This window comes from Yersinia entomophaga (assembly GCF_001656035.1).
Lineage (GTDB): Bacteria > Pseudomonadota > Gammaproteobacteria > Enterobacterales > Enterobacteriaceae > Yersinia > Yersinia entomophaga.
In genome coordinates, this window is sequence record NZ_CP010029.1 from 2415307 (window position 1) to 2437218 (window position 21912).

The window sequence follows — 21912 nt, forward strand, 5'->3', positions numbered from 1 at the left end:
TTCCTATACTTCAGGATAACAACCTGTTACTGAGGTTGTGTAACTGTCACAGGTATGTGGCAGATTAAAACATACCCACTTTTGCTTAAGATTAAAAAGGTTGTCGCTATGGAATTATCTCCCCCGCTAATGTTGGTGGTGATTGGTCTGAGTTCATTATTGGCGCAGTGGGTCGCCTGGTTATTACGCTTACCGGCGATTCTTCCGCTGTTATTGATGGGTATTGTACTTGGCCCGCTGGTGCACTGGGTGCAGCCCGATTTGCTGTTTGGCGATTTGCTGTTCCCGCTTGTTTCCCTGTCCGTTGCCATCATTTTATTTGAAGGCGCGTTAACTCTGCGAGTGGAAGAGATTCGCGGTTTGGGCGGCGTGGTACGCAATCTGGTTACCGTGGGAATGTTGGTGACATTTTCGGTTATCAGCGTGGCCTGTTGGTGGCTACTGAATTTCCCTCCAGAATTGGCCGCGCTAATCGGAGCCGTCACAGTGGTGACCGGCCCGACGGTTATTGCTCCGTTAATGCGAGTGGTGCGCCCAAAATCTACGATTAATCAGGTGCTACGCTGGGAAGGGATTGTCATCGATCCGGTTGGGGCGATATTCACTCTGCTGGTTTTTGAATTTATTGTCCTGAAACAGAATGCAGAATCTTACACTCACCTGTTCTGGACGCTGGGTATTACCGCCGCGGTGGGTTTGATCGCCGGCGCGCTATTTGGCTATTTATTAGGATTGGCGCTGCGCCGCGTCTGGCTACCTCGCTATTTGCAAAACCTGGCGGTACTGGCAATTATGTTGGCCGCGTTTGGTATTTCTAACGCCATTGCCGATGAGTCCGGCCTGCTTACCGTCACGGTAATGGGCATCTGGCTGGCAAATATGCGCGATGTCGATACCAGCGATATTCTGGCTTTCAAGGAAGAATTATCTGCGATTCTGATTTCCGCTCTGTTTATTATTCTGGCGGCGCGGTTGGATATTCATGCTCTATGGAACATGGGTTGGCCGCTACTGATTTTACTGGCGGTAGTGCAGTTTATTGCCCGTCCGCTGTGTATCGCCGTTTCGACCTGGCGATCCAGTCTCCATTGGCGCGATCGTCTGCTGTTGTGCTGGATCGCTCCGCGAGGTATTGTCGCGGCGGCGGTCAGCTCATTATTTGCCCTAACTTTACAGCGTAATGGCTACGAAGGAGCGGATAAGCTGGTTACGGTGGTTTTTGCGATTATTATCGGCACCGTCGTGCTGCAAAGCCTGACCAGCGGAATGATGGCGCGCTGGCTGAGGGTTCAGCAGCAGAAGCCGCGCGGCGTACTGATTGTCGGGGCCAATAGCGTGGCGCGCATGCTGGCGCAGGCGTTGCTTAAACTGAATATTCCAGTGCTGGTCACGGATAGCAGTTGGGAATATTACCGCCTGGCGCGTATGGAAGGCATTCCGGCCTATTATGGTCACGCTTACTCAGAACATGCTGAAAACTATCTCGATCTGAGCGAAACCGCGCAGGTTTTGGCGCTATCTCCCAATCGCCACCAGAATGCGCTAGCGGTGTACCATTTTGGCCATATCTTTGGCGATAGCCATGTGTTCGCCATTCGTTCCGGCACGCTACAAAAAGGGCGAACCAATGCGGAAAGTAGCCGATTCCGCCGCCACGAAGTGCTGTTCGCGCCAGAAGCCACTTATGGCCGCTTAAGCAGCCAGATTGCCAAAGGTGCCACCATCAAAGCGACCAAACTCAGTGAAAACTTTGGCTGGCTGGAATATCTGGAGAAACATCAGGGCATTATTCCACTATTTTATCAGCGGGAAGACGGCACTTTGCAGCCAATTAGTGCCGGCGTGGCTCCCGCTGTGCCCTGCACTTTGATAGCCTTGGTACAGGACGATAATTCATCGGCAAGCCGCTGATTACCCAAGAAATCACTTCAACCAGAGGGAAGGCCAGGCGTCTTCCCTTTTTATTATAAAATTGACGAATAAGCGCTCGGTCAGAAAAAATTTTTATTGTTAACAATTGGTGACATCGTTGGAAAAACCGCTATTTTGCAGATAATCCCAATACATTGCCCTCGCCACGCCACAGATTCCCCCACTAGGCTGAAAACCGGCAGTATGAAGGTGAAAAAACCTCATTGTGCCGCCGTTGACAGCGGCCCGAGAACCCGTTATTCCTAAACACCTACTTACGCAGCATTGCGTAAGCCAGAAGAGGTGCGTCGCCCAGGTAGAGTGTCGGAGGAGCCGTAATCCGCTGAAGACATTTGAGGGGGAGCGACGCCGAGACGTGATGACTTCGGCTATCACCACGTCGACTACAGGGGCTGAATCCCCTGGGTTGTCACCGGAAACCGTTCATTTAGAATGGTTAGCAAGGTGGAGCGCTTCTGGGTGTACCCTAGCGTAACTCTTATGCTTGTGCCCCCTGTCTCCCGCTCTTCCCTTGTGCCAAGGCTTATGTATTTAGATGACCACCCTGCGCGGTGCATCCCTGACACGAGGTTTTTTAGATGATTCATGCAGCATCCCAACAGGCTACCGTCGTCGCCAAATTTGGTGGAACCAGCGTCGCCGATTTTACCGCCATGAGCCGCAGCGCTGACGTGGTTCTGTCTCATCCCGATGTTCGCCTGGTCGTTCTCTCGGCCTCCGCCGGTGTTACTAATCTGTTGGTCGCCCTTGCCGAAGGTTGCGAGCCAGAACAGCGCGCCTTTCATCTGGATGAAATTCGCCATATTCAATATGCCATTCTCGATAACCTGAAAGAATCCAGCGTAGTACGTGATGAAATTGACCGTATGCTGGACAATATCGCCATGTTGTCCGAGGCCGCCAGCCTGGCGACATCCACGGCGCTGACGGACGAATTGGTTAGCCACGGCGAACTGATGTCTACGCTGCTGTTCGTTGAAATCATTCGCCAACGCGACGTTGCCGTGGAATGGTTCGACGTGCGTAAAGTGATGCGCACCAATGATCGCTTTGGTCGAGCAGAACCCGATACTCAGGCATTGGCCGAACTGGCTCGAGCCCAGCTGGCGCCGCGTCTGGCCGAAGCTATTATTGTCACCCAAGGCTTTATCGGCAGCGAAGCTAAAGGCCGCACCACCACTCTTGGCCGGGGCGGCAGTGACTATACCGCCGCATTGCTAGGTGAAGCTTTGAGCCTCAGCCGCGTTGATATCTGGACTGACGTTCCAGGCATTTACACTACGGATCCGCGCGTGGTGCCTCAAGCTCAGCGCATCGATAAAATCGCTTTTGAAGAAGCCGCTGAAATGGCAACTTTTGGCGCTAAAGTCTTGCATCCCGCCACCTTATTGCCCGCCGTTCGCAGCGATATTCCCGTGTTTGTTGGTTCGAGCAAAGATCCGGCCGCCGGTGGCACCTTAGTCTGCAATAAAACCGAAAATCCGCCGCTGTTCCGCGCGCTGGCATTACGTCGTAAACAAACGCTGGTGACCCTACACAGCCTGAATATGCTTCACGCTCGCGGTTTTCTGGCGGAGGTTTTCAATATTCTGGCGCGCCATAATATTTCCGTTGATTTGATCACGACCTCGGAGGTCAGCGTGGCGCTAACGCTGGATACCACTGGCTCCACGTCAACCGGCGAAAGTCTGCTGACCACGTCTTTACTGACCGAGCTATCCTCCCTCTGTCGGGTGGAAGTCGAGGAAAATCTGGCTCTGGTGGCGATTATCGGCAATCAGCTTTCTCAGGCTTACGGCGTTGGGAAAGAAGTATTTGGCGTATTAGATCCATTCAATATTCGTATGATTTGCTACGGTGCCAGCAGCAACAATCTGTGCTTCCTGGTTCCTGGCGACGATGCCGAACAAGTAGTCAAAACCCTGCACCATAATCTGTTCGAATAGATAATAACAATCAGCCGGGTGGATACCGCCCGGCACCTTCTCTGCACAACATCACCAGATAACAGGACATCGCATGCTTGCCAAAGTCACTCGCTTGTTCCCGCTCTGGCCGGTTTTACTGTCTATCGCTGCCTATTACACTCCCAGCACCTTTACGCCGATCGGCCCCTATATCGGGCCATGACTTATGCTAATCATGTTTGCCATGGGCGTAACGCTGCGGTTAGAAGACTTCAAACAAGTGCTTTCGCGGCCTGCCCCGGTGGCTGCGGCAACTTTTTTGCATTATCTGATTATGCCGCTGGCAGCCTAGATACTGGCAATGCTATTCCGCATGCCGCCGGATCTTTCCGCTGGAATGGTTTTGGTAGGTTAGCGGAACAGCATCTAACGTTATGATTTATCTGGCCAAAGGTGATGTGGCTTTATCTGTCACTATCTCTGCGGTTTCAACGTTGGTTGGCGTATTCGCTACGCCGCTGCTCACCCGTTTATACGTCGATGCCACAATCAGCGTAGACGTAATGGGTATGCTGAAAAGCATCCTGCAAATCGTAGTCATTCCGATAACTGCCGGATTGGTTATCCATCACTGTTTTACCAAGACAGTTAAACGTATCGAACCCTACCTGCCCGCTCTCTCGATGGTATGCATTCTGACCATCATCAGCGCTGTAGTTGCGGGTAGTCAGGGACATATTGCATCTGTTGGATTCGTGGTGATTATGGCCGTTATTCTGCATAACGGTATCGGCTTGCTCAGTGGCTATTGGGGCGAAAAACTATTCGGCTTTGACGAATCAACCTGCCGCACATTAGCTATTGAAGTTGGTATGCAAAACTCTGGGCTAGCGGCCACATTAGGCAAAATCTACTTCTCTCCATTAGCTGCGTTTCCGGGGGCTCTTTTCTCCGTCTGGCACACTCTTTCCGGTTATCTCCTCGCCGGTTATTGGTCAGGACGAGCAATCAAAAAAGCAGCATCAAATGATAAATTAACTAAATAAAGTTGTCGTACCCGATAAATTTCAGGTGCGTTCTCGATCTAAATACAAAGACTTACGCGCGTTTACCTTAAATGTCCTCTACGAAATTTCACATTCCCATCTGCACGGGTTGTCAGCTATTACCATTTCCCCTATTATCCACCCCATAGAAATGAGTTAGGATTCTTCTGACTACAAAGAATAAGATTAATAGTAAAAACAAAATTAATCTTTATAAGAAAAAATAATACTTACTTTTCAATTTTTATAAATTTTACAAACACCATGGAATTAACCCTTCTAAAAAGAGTCATTCCATTTAGTCATTCTACGCATTTAATAAGTCATTAATTATCTGCGCCAACATCGCAGATAAAGGCTACCTGAAAAAGGTGAACTGACGCTTCAAGCCATTTGAGGCTTCTCTGTTATTTGCTATTTAACCTTTTCGAGCAAGAGGTAGTCTTGCCCCGACGCATTAAATAAAGGACAGAAACAGTACCAACGTCTTTATATGGCGTGACAGACTGTCTCTCATAATAGGATTAAATGATTAAAAGATACTCCGCATTTTTATTGCTTTTGAGCGCCAGCGCTCAGGGGAATACTTTGCCTAATATGGGTGACTTCTCCCCTATGAGCGAATCTCGTCGTGCATTGCAGGATAGCTCGCGTACCGTTCACGAAATAATGGATGAACGTCGCTACCAACAGTTAAAGAAACAAAACCTGTTGGATTCCGAAGCTGAAATGCATCACATGGCTTTACCTATGTCGGCGCAATGTTTACCGATCAATGGCGTTTATTTACGCGGCGTCACTCTATTAAAAAACAGTGACTTAGAATCGATCGCTACTTTACCTGAAAATTGCATCAGTAGTAACGATATTAATCAACTTACCCGTGAAATCACGCACTTATATATAAGCAAAGGTTACGTTACTGCCAGAGTTCAATTTATCCAGCCTAATCAGGATGGTGAACTGGGTATTAATGTCACCGAAGGTTTTATCGAGAAAATTATCGGTGGTGACCACTGGGTTAATAGTGATTTATTATTTCCTGATTTAGTCGGAAAACCGCTTAATCTGACACAGCTTGATCAAGGATTAGATCAGGCGAACAGGCTGCAATCCAATACAACTAAATTAGATATTTTACCCGGTAAAAAAGACGGTGGTTCTATTGTTCGATTGAACAATGTACATACCAAATCATGGCTTTTATCTGGAAGTATGGATAATTACGGCCAGAAAAATACCGGAAAATGGCTGGCTCGGACTTCTGCCAGTTATGATAGCCCATTGGGTTTATCTGACTTCGTTAGCTTAAATGTCAGTAGCACATTAAAAGATCCGCAGCAGCGCTATAGCCGTGCCTACACCATGCTGTATTCCATACCTTACGGTGCCTGGACATTTAGCGGATTTGCCAGTTTCTCTGATTATTTAAATCATCAGAAACTAGCGATTAATACCGTTAAATTAGACGGAAATACAAAACAATACGGCCTGCGTACGGATTATGTGTTTCACCGGGATCAAGACCAAATTGACTCACTGAGCGCACAACTTACCTACAAAAACGTTAATAACTATTTTGAGTCATCCAAGCTACATATCAGCAGCCCAACGCTGACGGTGCTGGAATTGGGTGCCAGTCATATGCAAATTCTACCGCGCGGCCTGCTTAGCCTGAATGCCACGGTAGAGCAAGGCATGCCGTGGTTTGGCTCAGAGCGGAGTAGTGGCCGCAAACCTGCCGGTTATCCGGACGCACAGTTTACCAAAGCCAAGGTTTTCGCCAGTTTAAGCCAGCGCTTTACCCTGTTTGATAACCCGTACCAATTGACTAACTCGTTCTACGGCCAGCACAGCAAAAACTCTCTACCGGGCGTGGAATGGATCAGCCTGACTGACCGCAGCGCAGTACGCGGCTTTAGTCATAGCACCCTTTCCGGCGATAACGGTTGGTATCTGCAAAATACGCTGTCTCGCACAGTTCCAGTGGGCAATACCACTTTTACTCCACGTTTAGGGGCAGATGTAGGGCGAGTACAGGCACGTCTTAGTCAGCAAAGCTGGCAAAGCAGCGCAGGCCTCAGCGCCGGAGTGACCTTCCGTTATCAACGGTCATTAATTGATGTGGAAGCCAGCCGTGGCTGGATTCTTTCCGAGCATAAAACCCCCGTTGATCCGGTACAGGTTCTGGCCCGTTTCTCGTACACCTTTTAACGATCCTTTTATTGATTAATAACACCAGTAGTTAACGTTATAAAAACGGAAATATCTAGGAGATACACGGATGAAAACTAAAAAATTCAAACTGTCACCCGCAGGAAAACTGGTTGCCTCTTTGGCGATTATTTTCGCCTCATTGGGTGCAGCCTACGCCGCCGATATCGTCGGGGCCGGTGACGCAGCCCATAACCCAACCATCAGCAGCGCTGCCAACGGCGCTGCGGTAGTCGACATTGTTGCTCCTTCAGCATCAGGTTTGTCTCATAACCAATACGATAGCTTTAACGTCAATAAACCCGGCGCAGTGCTAAATAACTCCTTAACCGACGGCACCTCTCAACTGGCCGGTCAGCTTAATGCCAACGCCAATCTGGGCAGTAACGCTGCAAAAATCATTCTGAATGAAGTGATTAGCCGTAATCCTTCTTTACTATTAGGGAAACAGGAAATCTTCGGCATGGCCGCTGATTATGTGCTTGCTAACCCGAACGGTATCACCTGTGATGGCTGCGGTTTTATCAATACCAACCGCTCTTCGTTGGTGGTAGGGAATCCGCTGGTTGAAAAAGGGGAGCTGAATGGCTTTAACACCTTCAACAATACCCATGCGCTCTCAATAGGCAAAGGCGGACTGGATGCGGATAGCGCTCTGGATCTGATTGCACCACGCATCAGCGCCGAAGGCCATATTTCCTCACCGGAGCAGGTTTATGCTCTGACCGGCGAAAACCGTGTCTCAGCCAAAGGCGAGATTCTGGAAAGCAGAAACACTCAAAAAGCGGGCGCATTAGACAGCTACTACCTTGGTAGTATGCAAGCTGGCCGTATTCGCCTGATCAGCACAGCCGAAGGAAGCGGTGTCAAAATCGGCAATGAAATCGATACCTTTCGTTTAGCTAACGGTCAGGTCACCGTTGGGGATATCGATGTTGCATCGAAAGGCAATCTCGAGTTAGAGGCAGCCAAATTAAAAGGCGCCGATATCAGATTAACGGGTAAAAACATCGTATCCAAAGGCAAAATCATCTCCGATAGTCACAGCCGTAATGATAGCGATAACTACGATACCTGGTGGAGCGGCAAATACGTTAACAACCGCGATAGCAGCCAGCGCCTTCAGGAAACCAGCATTTCAGGTAATGATATTTCGATTGTTGCCAAGCAAAACAATACGCTGACCGGCGCATATGTCCAAGGCCGCGATGTCACTCTGCAAGGCGCTAACCTTAAGCTAGATGGGCAAAAACTCACACAAACCGACGGCCATACTGATAATCGGGATCGTGGTGCCTGGCGTCGCAATACCAATAAAGAAAACGAGAAAGTTGAACAAGTTGGCACTGAGATTCATGCACATCGAAATGCAAAATTAATGGCTGACGAAGGCGATATCGTGATCAGCGGTAGCCAGGTCTATGCCAACAACGATCTCAGCATCAATGCAAAAAACGATCTGCATCTATCGGGTTTAACTGAATCACAAACCGTCCGCGAAAATGGCAAACGTAAAAATGACACCAGCAAATTACTGACGGGTAGCTGGTCCAATAGCACTACGACGGAAAATCTTAAAACCGCAAAACTCAACGCCGTAACCGGTAATTTAGGCCTCTCCGCGGGCGGTAATATCACCAGTAAAGGCGCGGAAGTTCGAGCTAAAAAAGACCTGATTGTCACCGCAGACAAACAAATCAATATCGATGTACAGAAAACAGCCAACCAGAAAACCGTGAAGAACGATATCGTGGTTTGGGGCGGTATCGGCGGCGGAGATGATAAGGATAATGGCAATAAGAAAGAAGTCAGCCATGCCTCTGATTTTTCTAGCAATGGGAAACTTCTGGTATCCGGTAATCAAGGCGTTAAGGTTACTGGTAGTAAAGTCACCGCCAAAGAAGGCGCATTCGTTGAAACCAAGAATGGCGGTCTGGTCATTGATAACGCCATTAGCTTAACCACCGAGAAAGTGGATCAACGCACCGGTACCGTTTTCAATATCACTAAAGATTCGAAGAAAGCGAATAACTCTACCGAGCAATCTACCGGTAGCGAACTGAAATCTGATGCAGATTTAAAACTGTTTAGTCAGCAAGATACGACTATCGTTGGCAGTCTGGTCAATAGCGCCGATGAGTTAGGGATTAAAACGCTGGGCAATCTGAATGTTAAATCAGCCGTTGAACAGCAAAAGATTGACGAAAAAACCACATCGCTGAAAGTCGATGCCTATGCCAAAGAACATAGCGATAAACAATATCGTGCCGGCCTGCGCATTGAGCATACCAGCGAAACAGAAAAAACCGACAGCACCAAGAATAAAGCGGCAACCCTCAGCGGCGGCAGCGTAAAAATCGAATCCGATAAAGACGTTACCTTTACTGGCTCGAAACTGGAAACGACCAAAGACGACGCTAAAATCAGCGGTAATAACGTTGCTTTTCTGGCTGCAGAAGACAAAACCACCAGCGACAAAACCAGCACAAAAGTTGGCGGCGGCGTTTACTACACTGGCGGTATTGATAAAGCGGGCAGCGGTGTAGAAGTTGGCTATGAAAATAGCAAAACTCACACTGACGCGAACAAAGCCGCGGCATCCAGCTCCAACGTAGCGGGAAACTTTACCGTTGAGGCAAAAGGCGATCTGACCAACCAAGGCACTCAGCATAAAGTGGGGGAGAAACTGACGCAGGAAGCAGCGAATGTGAATAACCTCGCAGCTAAAAATACCAAAAACAGCAAAACTGAAACGTTAACAATCGGTGCTGAAGTCGGCGCTAACGTTGATTACAGCGGCATTACTCGTCCGGCAGAAAAAGCGATTGATAAGATTGCTAAACTGGACATTCTCGGTGCCGCTAACGATTTGGGTGATATTGGCCTGCCGAACCTTGGTATCGATGTCGGAGCCAACGGCAGCAGCAGCGATGTCACTAAAAACAGCTCAAAAGCGCTCGTTACTTCCGTTCAGGCTGGCAGCGTTGCCACGAAAACCACAGGCACAGTGAAAGATCAGGGCACGCAATACGAAGCCACTAAAGGCGGCGTAACCATTGAAGCCCAAAGCCACACCAGCGAAGCGGCAGCCAATACTGAAACCGTTAATAGCCGTGAGACCAAAGGTAACGCAGATCTACGTGTTTATACCTCCACTGGCAGCGATATCAGTGCCGATGCTAAAGGCGAAGGCGGTACTACCCGTAGCGAAAAAGACGCCAGCAACGCGGTCACCGGCAAGATTAAAGCGGCCGATGGCATTAGTATCAAGGTCAAAGAGGACGCGACTTATCAGGGCACCTCTCTGGACGCAGGCGCGGGTAAAACCAGCGTCAAAGCCGGCGGGGACATCAAATTCGATCAGGCCACGGATACCAGCAGCGAGAACCATAAAGGCTTTAACGTTAAGCTTTCTGCCAAAGGCGGCAGCACGCCAGAGAGCAACAACTTCGGCATTGGTTTGGGCGGCGGTATAGACAACGGCAGCAGCAGCACTTCCGATGCCAAAGTGAGTCAGTTGGCGGGTAAACAAGGCGTAGAACTGGATTCCGGCCGTGATTTAACGCTGAAAGGCAGCCAGATTGGTAGCAAAGAGCAGCCAACCGGCAATGTCACGCTGAAAGCCGCGGGCAAGGTTGATTTGCAAGCAGCTGAATCCACCAGCAGCAAGGAAAATACCAAGCTGTCTGGCAACATCAATGTCGGCACCAGCAGTACCGATTCTGAAACCAAGAGCGGCGGTGGTTTCAATCTGGGCGGCGACGTTAACTTCGATAAAGTTGATGAATCAGCCACGACTCGTCAGGGTAGTAAAATCGACAGCAAAGGGACGCTGAAGATTGAATCCGGCAGCGATGACAAACAGGCTATCCATTTGCAAGGCACCGAAGTCACCAGTAAAGCAACGGTTCTGGATGCTAAAAAAGGTGGCATAGTGCTGGAGTCAGCGCAAAACGAAGAGAAGAAAAACAACTGGAATTTGGGTCTGAAAGGCAGCGCAGGCATTTCTCAATCTTATGATAAGAATGACAAAGGCGTAGTCGACAGCGAATCTGGCAAAGACTCTCATAACGTTAGCGCGGGTATCAACGTCGGCGTTGAGAAAAAAGATGCGGTTAAACAACAGAATACCAAGATTAATACCGGTAATCTGACGTTGAACAGCGGAAAAGACACCACGCTGGCTGGTGCCACAGTGACTGCGGATAAAGTGAGCGGGGATGTAGGTGGCGATCTGCGTGTCGAAAGCCGCAAAGATCGTGAAACCGGTGTCAACGTTGGCGTGGATTTAGGTTTAAGCCACACCAATAAAAAAGAAGATAATCTGGTAACTCGCGTTTCTGATGCCAGCCCGGTAGGGAAGGAAAAAATCAAAAACGCCTTGGAAACCAAAGCTAACAAAGCCTTTGATAAGGTTGAAGATAAGTACAATAAGTTCGCTCACAAAAACGACCCTAAGCAAGACACCACCAATGCCGTGAGCTTTAGTAAAGCCAACGATAAAGTGACCTTGCCAGAGAAATTGGTTGAGGAAAAAACTGACAGCGCGGTTTGGGATAAAGGCGCTCGTTGGGCGGGTAACAAAGTGAAAAACAAAGTCGTTGGCCCGGCAGAAGAAATTGGTCTGGATGGTCACTTCAAAGTTAACGCTAACGTGGTAAATAACGATGCCATTAACGAAACCTCAGCGATCAGCGGTAAAGAAGGCGTAACGCTGAACGTGAAAGGTAACACCTTGTTAAACGGCGGAAAACTGAGCAGTGATCAAGGCAAAGTTGAACTGAAAACCAAAGCTCTTGAGTTACAGGAAGTCAAAGGTAACAACTATCAGGGCGGCGGCGGCTTTAACCTTGCGCCAACCGTTTCTGGTTTGCTCACCGGCGGTGCGAAAGATGTATTGAGTGGCAACACTCCGTTTATTCAGGCCCATACCAAGTCTGAAAACCGTGATGTAAAGGGTGGAATTGAAGAAGGCAAAAAGGATGATAAGGCTGAAGAAACCGAGTAATCAAAGCTGAATCAAAGGGGTTTTAGGGACATTATCTGCGCCTAAAACCCCACCTGAACATGAAAAACCGGCGCTGCCTATCTGGCACGCCGGTTTCTTTTAGCACTCACACTCATTTATCAATCTGCATCGTAACCCAGATTAGGGGCCAGCCAGCGCTCGACTTCGGCTATCGGCATCCCTTTTCGCGCCGCGTAGTCTTCTACCTGATCTCGCTGAATCTGCGCTACGGCAAAGTATTTGCTTTCTGGATGGCTGAAATACCAGCCTGAAACCGAGGCTCCTGGCCACATGGCGTAGGATTCAGTCAGTTTCATTCCGGTGTGAGTCTCCACGTCCAGCAGCTTCCAGATTTGCCCTTTTTCCGTGTGTTCCGGACAGGCCGGATAACCCGGAGCCGGACGAATCCCCTGATAGTTTTCCCGCACCAATTCTTCATTACTCAGGTTTTCATTTGGCGCAAAGCCCCAGTACACCTTGCGCACCCGCTCATGCAGATATTCGGCAAAAGCCTCCGCCAAACGATCGGATAAGGCTTTAATCATGATTTTATTGTAATCATCATGCTGAGCATCGTAAGCCTCCGCCAGAGCATCTTCCTCCAGTCCACCGGTCACGGCAAAAGCGCCGATGTAGTCAGCTTTACCGCTGGTTTTTGGCGCAACGTAATCCGCCAGACAATAATTAGGGAAGTCATTTTTTTCCGTTTGCTGCCGCAAATGGTGGCTCACCAGCAGCACGTCATCGCGACGTTCATCCCGATAAATCTCAATATCATCACCCACCCGATTGGCAGGGAACAGACCCACCACGCCTTTAGGATGCAATGATCCTTCTGATGAGAGCTTATCCAGCATCTGATTTGCATCAGCAAACAGACGCTTAGCCTCTTCTCCCACCACTTCATCTTCCAAAATGCGCGGATACTTGCCGGCCAACGACCAGGTCATAAAGAATGGTGTCCAATCGATATAATTTCGCAGTGTTTCAATGCTGGCTTCGACCTGCTGAACCCCAAGCTTATGGACTACCGGCGGCGTATAATTTTCCCAGTCAATCACCGTAGCGTTATCCCGCGCAGCTTGCAGGCTGACCGGCGGCGTCCGCGGTTTTTTACGCGCATGCTGAATACGGACGGTTTCATACTCTTTGCGAGTTTTAGCAATAAATTCGTCCCGTTGCGCGTCCGAAAGCAACGCCGATACCACCCCAACACTACGAGAAGCATTAGAAACGTAAGTGGTTGAGCCGCTGTAGTTTTGCTCAATCTTAACCGCCGTATGCGCTTTGGACGTGGTTGCGCCACCAATGAGCAACGGCAAGGTAAAGCCCTGGCGTTCCATCTCTTTGGCTACGTTAACCATTTCATCCAGCGACGGGGTAATCAGACCGGATAAACCGATAATATCGACTTTTTCCTCTCGCGCAGTGCGCAGGATTTTCTCGGTTGGCACCATGACACCCAAATCGATAATTTCGTAGTTATTACACTGTAGAACCACGCCAACAATGTTTTTACCGATGTCATGCACATCGCCTTTAACCGTCGCCAGCAGGATCTTGCCGGCGGTGGTGCCTTTCTGCTTACTGGCCTCAATATAAGGTTCCAAATAGGCCACGGCCTGTTTCATCACCCGGGCGGATTTCACCACCTGTGGCAGAAACATTTTGCCCTCGCCAAACAAATCACCCACCACGTTCATGCCGGCCATTAACGGGCCTTCAATCACTTCAATCGGTCTGTCGGCTTCCTGACGAGCCTCTTCGGTATCCAGTTCGATAAATTCGGTAATGCCTTTCACCAACGAATATTCCAACCGTTTCACCACCGGCCAGCCTCGCCATTCCGCCTGCTGCACCGCAACTTCATCACTTTTGCTGCCACGAAACTTTTCGGCGATATCCAGCAGTCGCTCGGTGCTGTCATTACGGCGGTTCAGAATCACATCTTCAACCGCATCACGCAATTCATCGGATAAATCGTCGTAAATTGCCAATTGACCTGCGTTGACTATCCCCATATCCATGCCGCTGCGAATGGCGTAATACAGGAAAACCGCATGGATCGCTTCACGTACCGGGTCGTTGCCACGGAACGAGAAAGAAACGTTGGAAACGCCGCCTGAAATGAGGGCGTGAGGCAGCTCGCCTTTAATATCCGCACAGGCCTCAATAAAATCAACGGCATAGTTATTATGTTCTTCAATACCAGTAGCAACAGCAAAGATATTTGGGTCAAAAATAATATCTTCCGGCGGGAAGCCGACGGTTTCCGTCAGCAGCTTATAGGCGCGACGACAAATCTCGATTTTGCGCGCGCGAGTATCGGCCTGCCCAGCTTCATCAAAAGCCATCACTACCATGGCCGCACCGTAACGACGTACCAATTTAGCGTGATGAATAAAGGCTGCCTCGCCTTCCTTCATCGAAATCGAGTTAACAATTCCTTTGCCCTGAATGCACTTAAGCCCCTTTTCGATCACGTCCCATTTCGAGGAATCGATCATGATAGGTACGCGGGCAATATCCGGTTCACCGGCAATCAGATTCAGGAAACGCACCATCGCCGCTTCCGCATCCAACATGCCTTCATCCATATTGATATCAATGATTTGCGCACCGCTTTCTACCTGCTGGCGAGCCACATCTAAAGCTTCAGCGTATTTCTCTTCCTTAATCAGCCGTTTGAAACGAGCAGAGCCGGTCACGTTGGTTCGTTCGCCCACGTTGACAAATAACGTATTGGCATCAATGGTTAAGGGTTCCAACCCAGCCAGACGGCAGGCGACCGGAATCTGCGGTAATGCGCGCGGCGGCATGCCAGCGACGGCTTTTACCATCGCGGCAATATGACGCGGCGTAGTCCCACAGCAGCCACCAACGATATTCAGAAAGCCTGATCGCGCCCATTCAGCGATATGCTCAGCCATTTCTTTGGCGTCCAGATCGTATTCACCAAAAGCATTCGGTAAGCCAGCGTTGGGATGAGCACTAACGTAACACTCTGAAATTCTGGATAACTCAGCCACATACTGGCGTAACTCATCCGGCCCCAAAGCGCAGTTCAGGCCGAATGACAGCGGTTTTACGTGGCGCAATGAATTATAAAAAGCTTCGGTGGTTTGCCCGGAAAGCGTGCGGCCAGAGGCATCGGTGATGGTGCCAGATACCATTACCGGCAGCACCACGCCCAAGGCTTCAAATTCGGTTTCTACCGCAAAAGTTGCGGCTTTGGCGTTCAGGGTATCGAACACCGTTTCAATCATAATAATATCGACGCCGCCCTCCACCAGCGCTCGGGTGGATTCGCGGTAGGCTTCCACCAATTGATCGAAGCTAACGTTACGGAAAGCCGGATCGTTAACCTTGGGAGAAATAGAGGCAGTTCGGTTAGTCGGGCCAAGCACACCGGCAACGTAGCGCGGTTTATCCGGCGTTCGGGCGGTCCATTCATCGGCGCAGAGTCGGGCTAGTCGGGCGGCCTCGTAGTTAATCTCTGCCGAGAGCGACTCCATTTGATAATCCGCCATAGCAATGGTGGTGGAGTTAAAGGTATTGGTTTCAAGAATATCCGCACCGGCTTCAAGATAAGCATTGTGAATGGCGGTAATCACTTCGGGCTTGGAGAGAACCAATAGATCGTTATTTCCTTTCAGATCGCTCGGCCAATCCGCAAAACGTTCTCCGCGATAATCGGCTTCTTCCAGACGATAGCTCTGGATCATGGTGCCCATGCCGCCATCTAATACTAAAATACGTTTTGCCAGCTGCTGGTGCAGTTTTTCTACTCGATTTGTCACTGTCGCCTCTTCGCCTCGATGCCCTGCCAAATATCATCCCAGCCCATATTTCAGAGCCGTTTAACCTATCGGAACTGCTGCAAAAGCCAGCAAGCCATCCTAGCACAAGTTATAAGGCTAATGAGTCGACGGGAAGTTGAGACTTTTTCAGGTAGAAATCTGCACACATCGGATGAGCGTTTTGGCCCATTAGCATGCATAATTATAAAACGAAAATGAATTCCATTATATTTCCAGGGAGCTGATTTATGACGATACCGATTCCCATTAAACGGGGAAAGAAAACAAAGGCTAGTGGAGCTACATCAGCAGCGGCTACCGGTCAGGTTCAATCATTGACTCGCGGCCTTAAATTACTGGAATATATTTCCGAATCCCAAGGTCAGGTTGCTCTGACGGATCTGGCACAACAGGCCGGTTTACCTAATTCAACGACTCACCGCTTGCTGACTACTATGCAACAGCAGGGCTTCGTACGTCAGGTGGGAGATTTAGGGCTGTGGACCATGGGCGCGCAAGCGTTTGTCGTTGGCAGCAGCTTTTTACAAAGCCGCAATCTACTGGCCATGGTACATCCGATTCTGCGGCGTTTGATGGATGAATCCGGCGAAACCGTCAATCTGGCGGTATTGGATCACAGCGATTATCAGGCGATCATTATCGATCAGGTGCAATGTACCGCGCTGATGCGTATGTCTGCTCCTATTGGCGGTAAGCTTCCCATGCATGCTTCCGGTGCAGGAAAAGCGTTCTTGTCGACTCTGTCAGATGAAAAGCTGGTGCAGCTACTCCATAAAAAAGGTCTGCACGCCTACACCCAACACACCCGCACGAATCCGGTCAGTTTAAAAGAGAATTTGGCGCAAATTCGCAAGCAGGGCTATTCCTTCGATGATGAAGAACATGCGCTGGGCTTGCGTTGTATCGCTGCCTGTCTGTATGACGAACATCATGAAGCCTTCGCCGCTATCTCTATTTCTGGGCCGGTTTCACGCATCACCGATGACCGCGTGACCGAGCTAGGGGCGCTGGTTATTCACGCCGCCAAAGAAATTACGCAATCCTACGGCGGCGGTAATCGCTAAGTAAAATGCCTCACTCGCGCGCCGCTAGTGGGGCAAAAATCACCCTATAATCCGTTGTGAGAAGCGCTGCTTACGCCGATAGGCGAAAACATCCTCCACATGCCCATGACGAATACGCTGTTGCAAACCGCGCCAGTATTCAGCGTGGAATAAATCCTCGTGCATCTCTTCAAAGCAGGCTCTGACTTGCGGATCGCTGCAAAGAAAATGGCGGAACTCTTCAGGAAAAACATCATTTGGAGAAACGCTGTACCAAGGCTCGCTAGCCATTTCGTCCTCCGGATAGCGCGGCGGAGGAATATCACGGAAATTCACTTCGGTCATATAACAAATTTCATCGTAATCGTAGAAAACGACGCGTCCGTGGCGCGTGACGCCAAAGTTTTTAAACAGCATGTCGCCGGGGAAAATATTTGCTGCGGCTAGCTGTTTTATCGCATTGCCGTATTCTTCAATCGCGTCCCATAACTGCCGCTCATTAGCCTGCTCCATATAGATATTCAGCGGTATCATGCGCCGCTCCATATACAGATGCTTAATCACAATTTGGTCGCCTAAATCTTCCAGTTTTTCCGGCACTTCCAGCCGTAGCTCGGCCAGCAGTTCCTGACTGATACGATTCTTATCGATAACAAAATTTTCAAATTCCTGAGTATCCGCCATGCGCCCAACGCGGTCATGCTCTTTAACTAACTGATAGCACTCCTGCACTCGCGCCTGGCTGACCTCTTTTTGCGGAGCAAACTGGTCTTTAATCACTTTGAATACCCGATCGAAGGACGGCAAAGTAAATACCAGCATGACCATGCCTTTCACCCCTGGAGCAACAATAAACTGCTCATCGGATTGATGCACATAGGTGAGATATTCGCGGTAGCTTTCGGTTTTTCCGTGCTTTTGACAGCCTATCGCCATATACAATTCGGCGGTAGATTTGCCCGGTAAAATTTCCCTTAGCCATTCCACCATCGCCGCTGGCAACGGGGCATAAACCATGAAATAGGAGCGAGCGAAACCAAACACAATACTGGCCTCGGCTTTGCTGGTCAGGCAGGTGTCAATAAATAATGCTGCCGATTCATTGTGATGAATCGGCAGTAAGAACGGATGTACTCCGTCAGACAATCTGAGCTTTCCCACTAGCCACGCCGCTTTATTACGATAAAACAGTTCGTTGGCAATCTGGAAGCGAGCGGTAGCCAGTTGCTGCGGGCTAAATGCCTGTTGGAGCGCAGCAACGATATATTCAATGTCTCTGGGCAGATTTTCCCAAGGTAAACGAAGGGGTAAATCATTCAATATCGTCTGCAACATCGCAGATAAACCCTGCTCTGGCGTAAAATCCCGCGCCAATGGCCGTGGAATATCGCGAAAACGTCGTTCCGGCTGGGAGCTGAAAACAAAGAGCTTGTCCTGAGTTAACTCACGGTGTTTAAACAGGCGGCAATAAACCGAGTTAAAAAAGCTTTCGGCTATTTCGAAACGTGGATAATCCGGCAATAGATCGGTATAGATAGCTTTTACCCGCGCCAGAAATTCGGCGTCAAAACTTCCGCTGCCGGTAATGCGTTTTAGTTGCTCCACCACCAGTCCAACGTGGTGATCATAGAGATGAATTCGCTTTTTCATGGCTTGCTGAATCGCTTGCCAGTCGGCCTGCTCAAAGCGCTGCTGAGCGCCTGCGGTCACTTCCAGAAAGCGGCCATACTGTGCATCAAAACCCTGCAAAATAGTTTGGGCGATTAACTGCTCTAAGCTTATTGCCATGCTCACCTCCCGCTACACGGAACAGAGCCTGCATACGCAGGCTCCGGTTAACAATGATTGCTAGTTCGGCAGTAGGATTAGAACTGCTGCTCTTCTGTCGATCCGGTCAGCGCCGTTACTGAAGATTCGCCACCCTGAATGATATTGGTCACTTTATCAAAGTAACCGGTCCCTACTTCCTGCTGATGGGAAGCAAAGGTATAGCCACGATCCACCGAGGCAAATTCAGGCTGTTGCACTTTCTCTACGTAATGCTTCATTCCTTCGCCCTGAGCATAGGCGTGCGCCAGGTCGAACATGTTGAACCACATGCTGTGAATACCGGCCAGCGTAATAAACTGATATTTGTAGCCCATTGCAGCCAGATCTTCCTGGAAGCTGGCAATTTGCTTATCGCTAAGATTCTTTTTCCAGTTAAAGGACGGCGAGCAGTTATAAGCCAGCAATTTACCTGGGAATTTAGCGTGAACCGCATCGGCAAAACGCTTCGCCAGCGCCAAGTCCGGCGTAGAAGTTTCGCACCACACCAAATCTGCATAAGGGGCATAAGCCAGACCACGGCTAATCGCCTGCTCAATACCGGCGTGAGTGCGGAAGAAGCCTTCGGCGGTACGTTCGCCGCTGATAAATTCACGATCGTAAGGATCGCAGTCGGAAGTCAACAGATCCGCCGCATCAGCATCGGTACGAGCGATCAATAAGGTCGGTACACCCAATACGTCCGCCGCCAAGCGCGCAGCAACCAGTTTCTGAATAGCTTCCTGAGTTGGTACCAATACCTTGCCGCCCATGTGCCCACATTTCTTCACTGCCGCCAGCTGATCTTCGAAGTGAACGCCCGCTGCACCGGCTTCAATCATGGCTTTCATCAGTTCAAAAGCATTTAACACACCGCCAAAACCAGCTTCCGCATCAGCCACAATCGGCAGGAAATAATCGGTATAACCTTGAGTACCCGGCTCGATATTATTCGACCATTGGATTTGGTCAGCTCGGCGGAAACTGTTATTAATGCGTTTAACTACGGCAGGAACCGAATCTACCGGATATAAAGACTGGTCCGGATACATGCTGGATGCGGTATTGGCATCTGCCGCGACCTGCCAACCGGACAAATAAATAGCTTCCACACCGGCCTTAGCCTGCTGCAAAGCCTGACCGCCGGTTAATGCGCCCAAACAGTTGATGTAGCCTTTACGAGCGCCACCATGCAATAAATCCCACAGTTTTTGCGCACCGTGCTGCGCCAGCGTGCATTCCGGATTGACCGAGCCGCGCAATTTAATCACTTCTTCAGCGCTGTAAGGACGGGTAATCCCTTCCCAGCGCGCTGATTTCCAGTCTTGTTCCAATTGCTTGATTTGTTGAGCACGAGAGGTAGTCATTGTTCTTATCCTTATTATTAATTTGTAGGGTTATGCCAGCAGCGCGTAGCCAGGCAGGGTCAGGAAGTCGATCAGCTCGTCTTGTGTTGTTATACGTTCCATCAACTGAGCGGCTTCTTTAAAGCGGCCGGAATCAAAGCGTTCGGAACCAAGCTCTTGCTTAACAACCTGCATTTCTTCACTCAACATTGTGCGGAACAATTCTTTAGTGACTTTTTTCCCGTTACTCAGGGATTTTTGGTGGTGAATCCATTGCCAGATAGAGGTACGGGATATCTCAGCCGTCGCAGCATCTTCCATCAGTCCATAGATAGGTACGCAGCCGTTACCGGAGATCCAGGCTTCAATGTATTGCACCGCCACGCGGATATTGGCGCGCATACCTTCTTCGGTTCTTTCACCAGAACAGGGCTCTAGCAATTCAGCGGCGGTAATAGGTTTATCCTGTGCACGACTCACTTCCAATTGATTCGGACGATTCCCTAATACGCGATTAAATACTTCCATCACCGTATCTGCCAACCCCGGATGCGCAACCCAGGTGCCATCGTGGCCATTAGTGGCTTCCAATTCTTTATCGGCTCGGACTTTATCCAACACCCAAGCGTTCTTCTCTGCGTCTTTACTCGGAATAAAGGCCGCCATTCCCCCCATAGCCAACGCACCGCGCTTATGGCAGGTTTTTATCAGCAGGCGAGAGTATGCGCTGAGGAAAGGTTGAGTCATGGTGACGGATTGACGATCGGGCAAAACGCGATCGCTATGATTCTTCAATGTTTTGATATAGCTGAAAATGTAATCCCAGCGTCCGCAGTTAAGGCCAACAATGTGGTGACGCAGGTGATATAGGATTTCGTCCATCTGAAACACTGCAGGCAATGTTTCGATTAATACCGTGGCTTTAATGGTTCCCTGCGGCAAACCAAAGCGCTGTTCCGTAAAGGTAAAGACGTCGCTCCACCAGGCAGCTTCTTGGTAGGACTGCATTTTGGGCAGATAGAAATAAGGGCCACTACCATTCGCCAGCAGGTGTTCATAATTATGTAAGAAATAAAGGGCGAAATCGAACAGACCACCAGAGATAGCTTCTCCCTGATAAGTCACGTGTTTTTCAGGTAAATGCAGGCCGCGCACTCGCGCAATCAAAACCGCCGGATTTGGTTTTAGCTGGTAAATCTTGCCTGATTCATTGGTATAAGAAATAGTTCCTTTCACCGCATCATGCAGGTTAATTTGACCTTCAATCACTTTATCCCAACTCGGTGCCAGCGAATCTTCAAAATCTGCCATGAAGACTTTCACATTAGCATTCAGCGCGTTAATCACCATTTTGCGCTCTACCGGGCCGGTTATCTCAACCCGACGATCCTGTAAATCAGCAGGGATATTCTGAATTTTCCAGTCACCATTGCGAATGGAAGTGGTTTCCGAAATAAAGTCCGGCAATCCGCCATTATCAATGCCATGTTGCCATTTCTCGCGTGCAGCAAGGAGTTGACAGCGACGTTCTGAGAATTCAGCAACCAATTCCGTTAAAAACTCGATGGCCTGAGCGGTCAATACCTGACGCTCCGCAGTGGAAAACTTCTGCGTGAAGACTAACTCCGTGCCTACTAACTGTTGTGTCATTACCCTTTCCTCATCCCAATCTGACGGCATATACACCAACGCACAAGCGGCGTACTTACCGCCTGAGACGCATTTTATGAGTCATTGGCGGCAAGATTTTCTGGTCGTTTTTCACCCCAACAGAATTAAGAATAATCAA

General features: G+C 49.4%; 9 protein-coding genes, 1 pseudogene and 1 riboswitch. Of the genes and pseudogenes, 6 read left to right on the forward strand and 4 right to left on the reverse strand.

Features of this window, described 5'->3' with window-relative positions; genetic code table 11:
• The first annotated feature begins 108 nt into the window (after nucleotides 1–108).
• The 5 genes and pseudogenes from PL78_RS11065 to PL78_RS11085 all read left to right on the forward strand — a co-directional run bounded on the left by PL78_RS11065 (nucleotide 109) and on the right by PL78_RS11085 (nucleotide 12107).
• A complete protein-coding gene (locus PL78_RS11065; protein WP_064515531.1) occupies nucleotides 109–1911 on the forward strand; it encodes a cation:proton antiporter in 1803 nt (600 codons plus the stop codon).
• Nucleotides 1912–2201: 290 nt separating this feature from the next.
• A riboswitch (Lysine riboswitch) is annotated at nucleotides 2202–2395 on the forward strand.
• A 115-nt stretch (nucleotides 2396–2510) separates the two neighbouring features.
• The gene (gene lysC, locus PL78_RS11070) at nucleotides 2511–3878 is read left to right on the forward strand and encodes a lysine-sensitive aspartokinase 3 (RefSeq protein WP_064515533.1); all 1368 of its coding nucleotides are present in this window, start codon (nucleotides 2511–2513) and stop codon (nucleotides 3876–3878) included.
• A gap of 73 nt (nucleotides 3879–3951) precedes the next feature.
• A pseudogene (gene panS / locus PL78_RS11075) lies at nucleotides 3952–4885 on the forward strand (ketopantoate/pantoate/pantothenate transporter PanS).
• A 528-nt stretch (nucleotides 4886–5413) separates the two neighbouring features.
• Nucleotides 5414–7099: a ShlB/FhaC/HecB family hemolysin secretion/activation protein gene (locus PL78_RS11080; RefSeq protein ID WP_064515534.1), complete on the forward strand. Its 1686-nt coding sequence runs from the start codon at nucleotides 5414–5416 to the stop codon at nucleotides 7097–7099.
• A 70-nt stretch (nucleotides 7100–7169) separates the two neighbouring features.
• Entirely contained in the window at nucleotides 7170–12107 is a 4938-nt protein-coding gene (locus PL78_RS11085; RefSeq protein ID WP_064515536.1) for a hemagglutinin repeat-containing protein, read from the forward strand.
• Nucleotides 12108–12226: 119 nt separating this feature from the next.
• Here PL78_RS11085 and metH read toward each other — a convergent pair whose 3' ends face one another.
• Nucleotides 12227–15907 (reverse strand): methionine synthase, encoded by a 3681-nt coding sequence (metH, locus tag PL78_RS11090; protein ID WP_128821803.1) that lies wholly within the window; start codon nucleotides 15905–15907, stop codon nucleotides 12227–12229.
• Nucleotides 15908–16155: 248 nt separating this feature from the next.
• Between metH and iclR the strand changes: the two genes are divergently transcribed.
• Nucleotides 16156–16992 carry a glyoxylate bypass operon transcriptional repressor IclR gene (gene iclR, locus PL78_RS11095; RefSeq protein WP_064515540.1) on the forward strand — a complete coding sequence of 279 codons (837 nt, stop codon included), beginning with the start codon at nucleotides 16156–16158 and terminating at the stop codon, nucleotides 16990–16992.
• A gap of 39 nt (nucleotides 16993–17031) precedes the next feature.
• Here the strand turns inward: iclR and aceK are convergent, their stop codons facing one another.
• The 3 genes from aceK to aceB all read right to left on the reverse strand — a co-directional run bounded on the left by aceK (nucleotide 17032) and on the right by aceB (nucleotide 21773).
• A complete protein-coding gene (gene aceK / locus PL78_RS11100) occupies nucleotides 17032–18759 on the reverse strand; it encodes a bifunctional isocitrate dehydrogenase kinase/phosphatase (RefSeq protein ID WP_064515542.1) in 1728 nt (575 codons plus the stop codon).
• Between the two features lie 77 nt (nucleotides 18760–18836).
• Nucleotides 18837–20144, reverse strand: a complete 1308-nt coding sequence (gene aceA / locus PL78_RS11105; RefSeq protein WP_064515544.1) for an isocitrate lyase — start codon at nucleotides 20142–20144, stop codon at nucleotides 18837–18839.
• Nucleotides 20145–20174: 30 nt separating this feature from the next.
• The gene (gene aceB / locus PL78_RS11110) at nucleotides 20175–21773 is read right to left on the reverse strand and encodes a malate synthase A (protein WP_064515547.1); all 1599 of its coding nucleotides are present in this window, start codon (nucleotides 21771–21773) and stop codon (nucleotides 20175–20177) included.
• Nucleotides 21774–21912 lie beyond the last annotated feature (139 nt).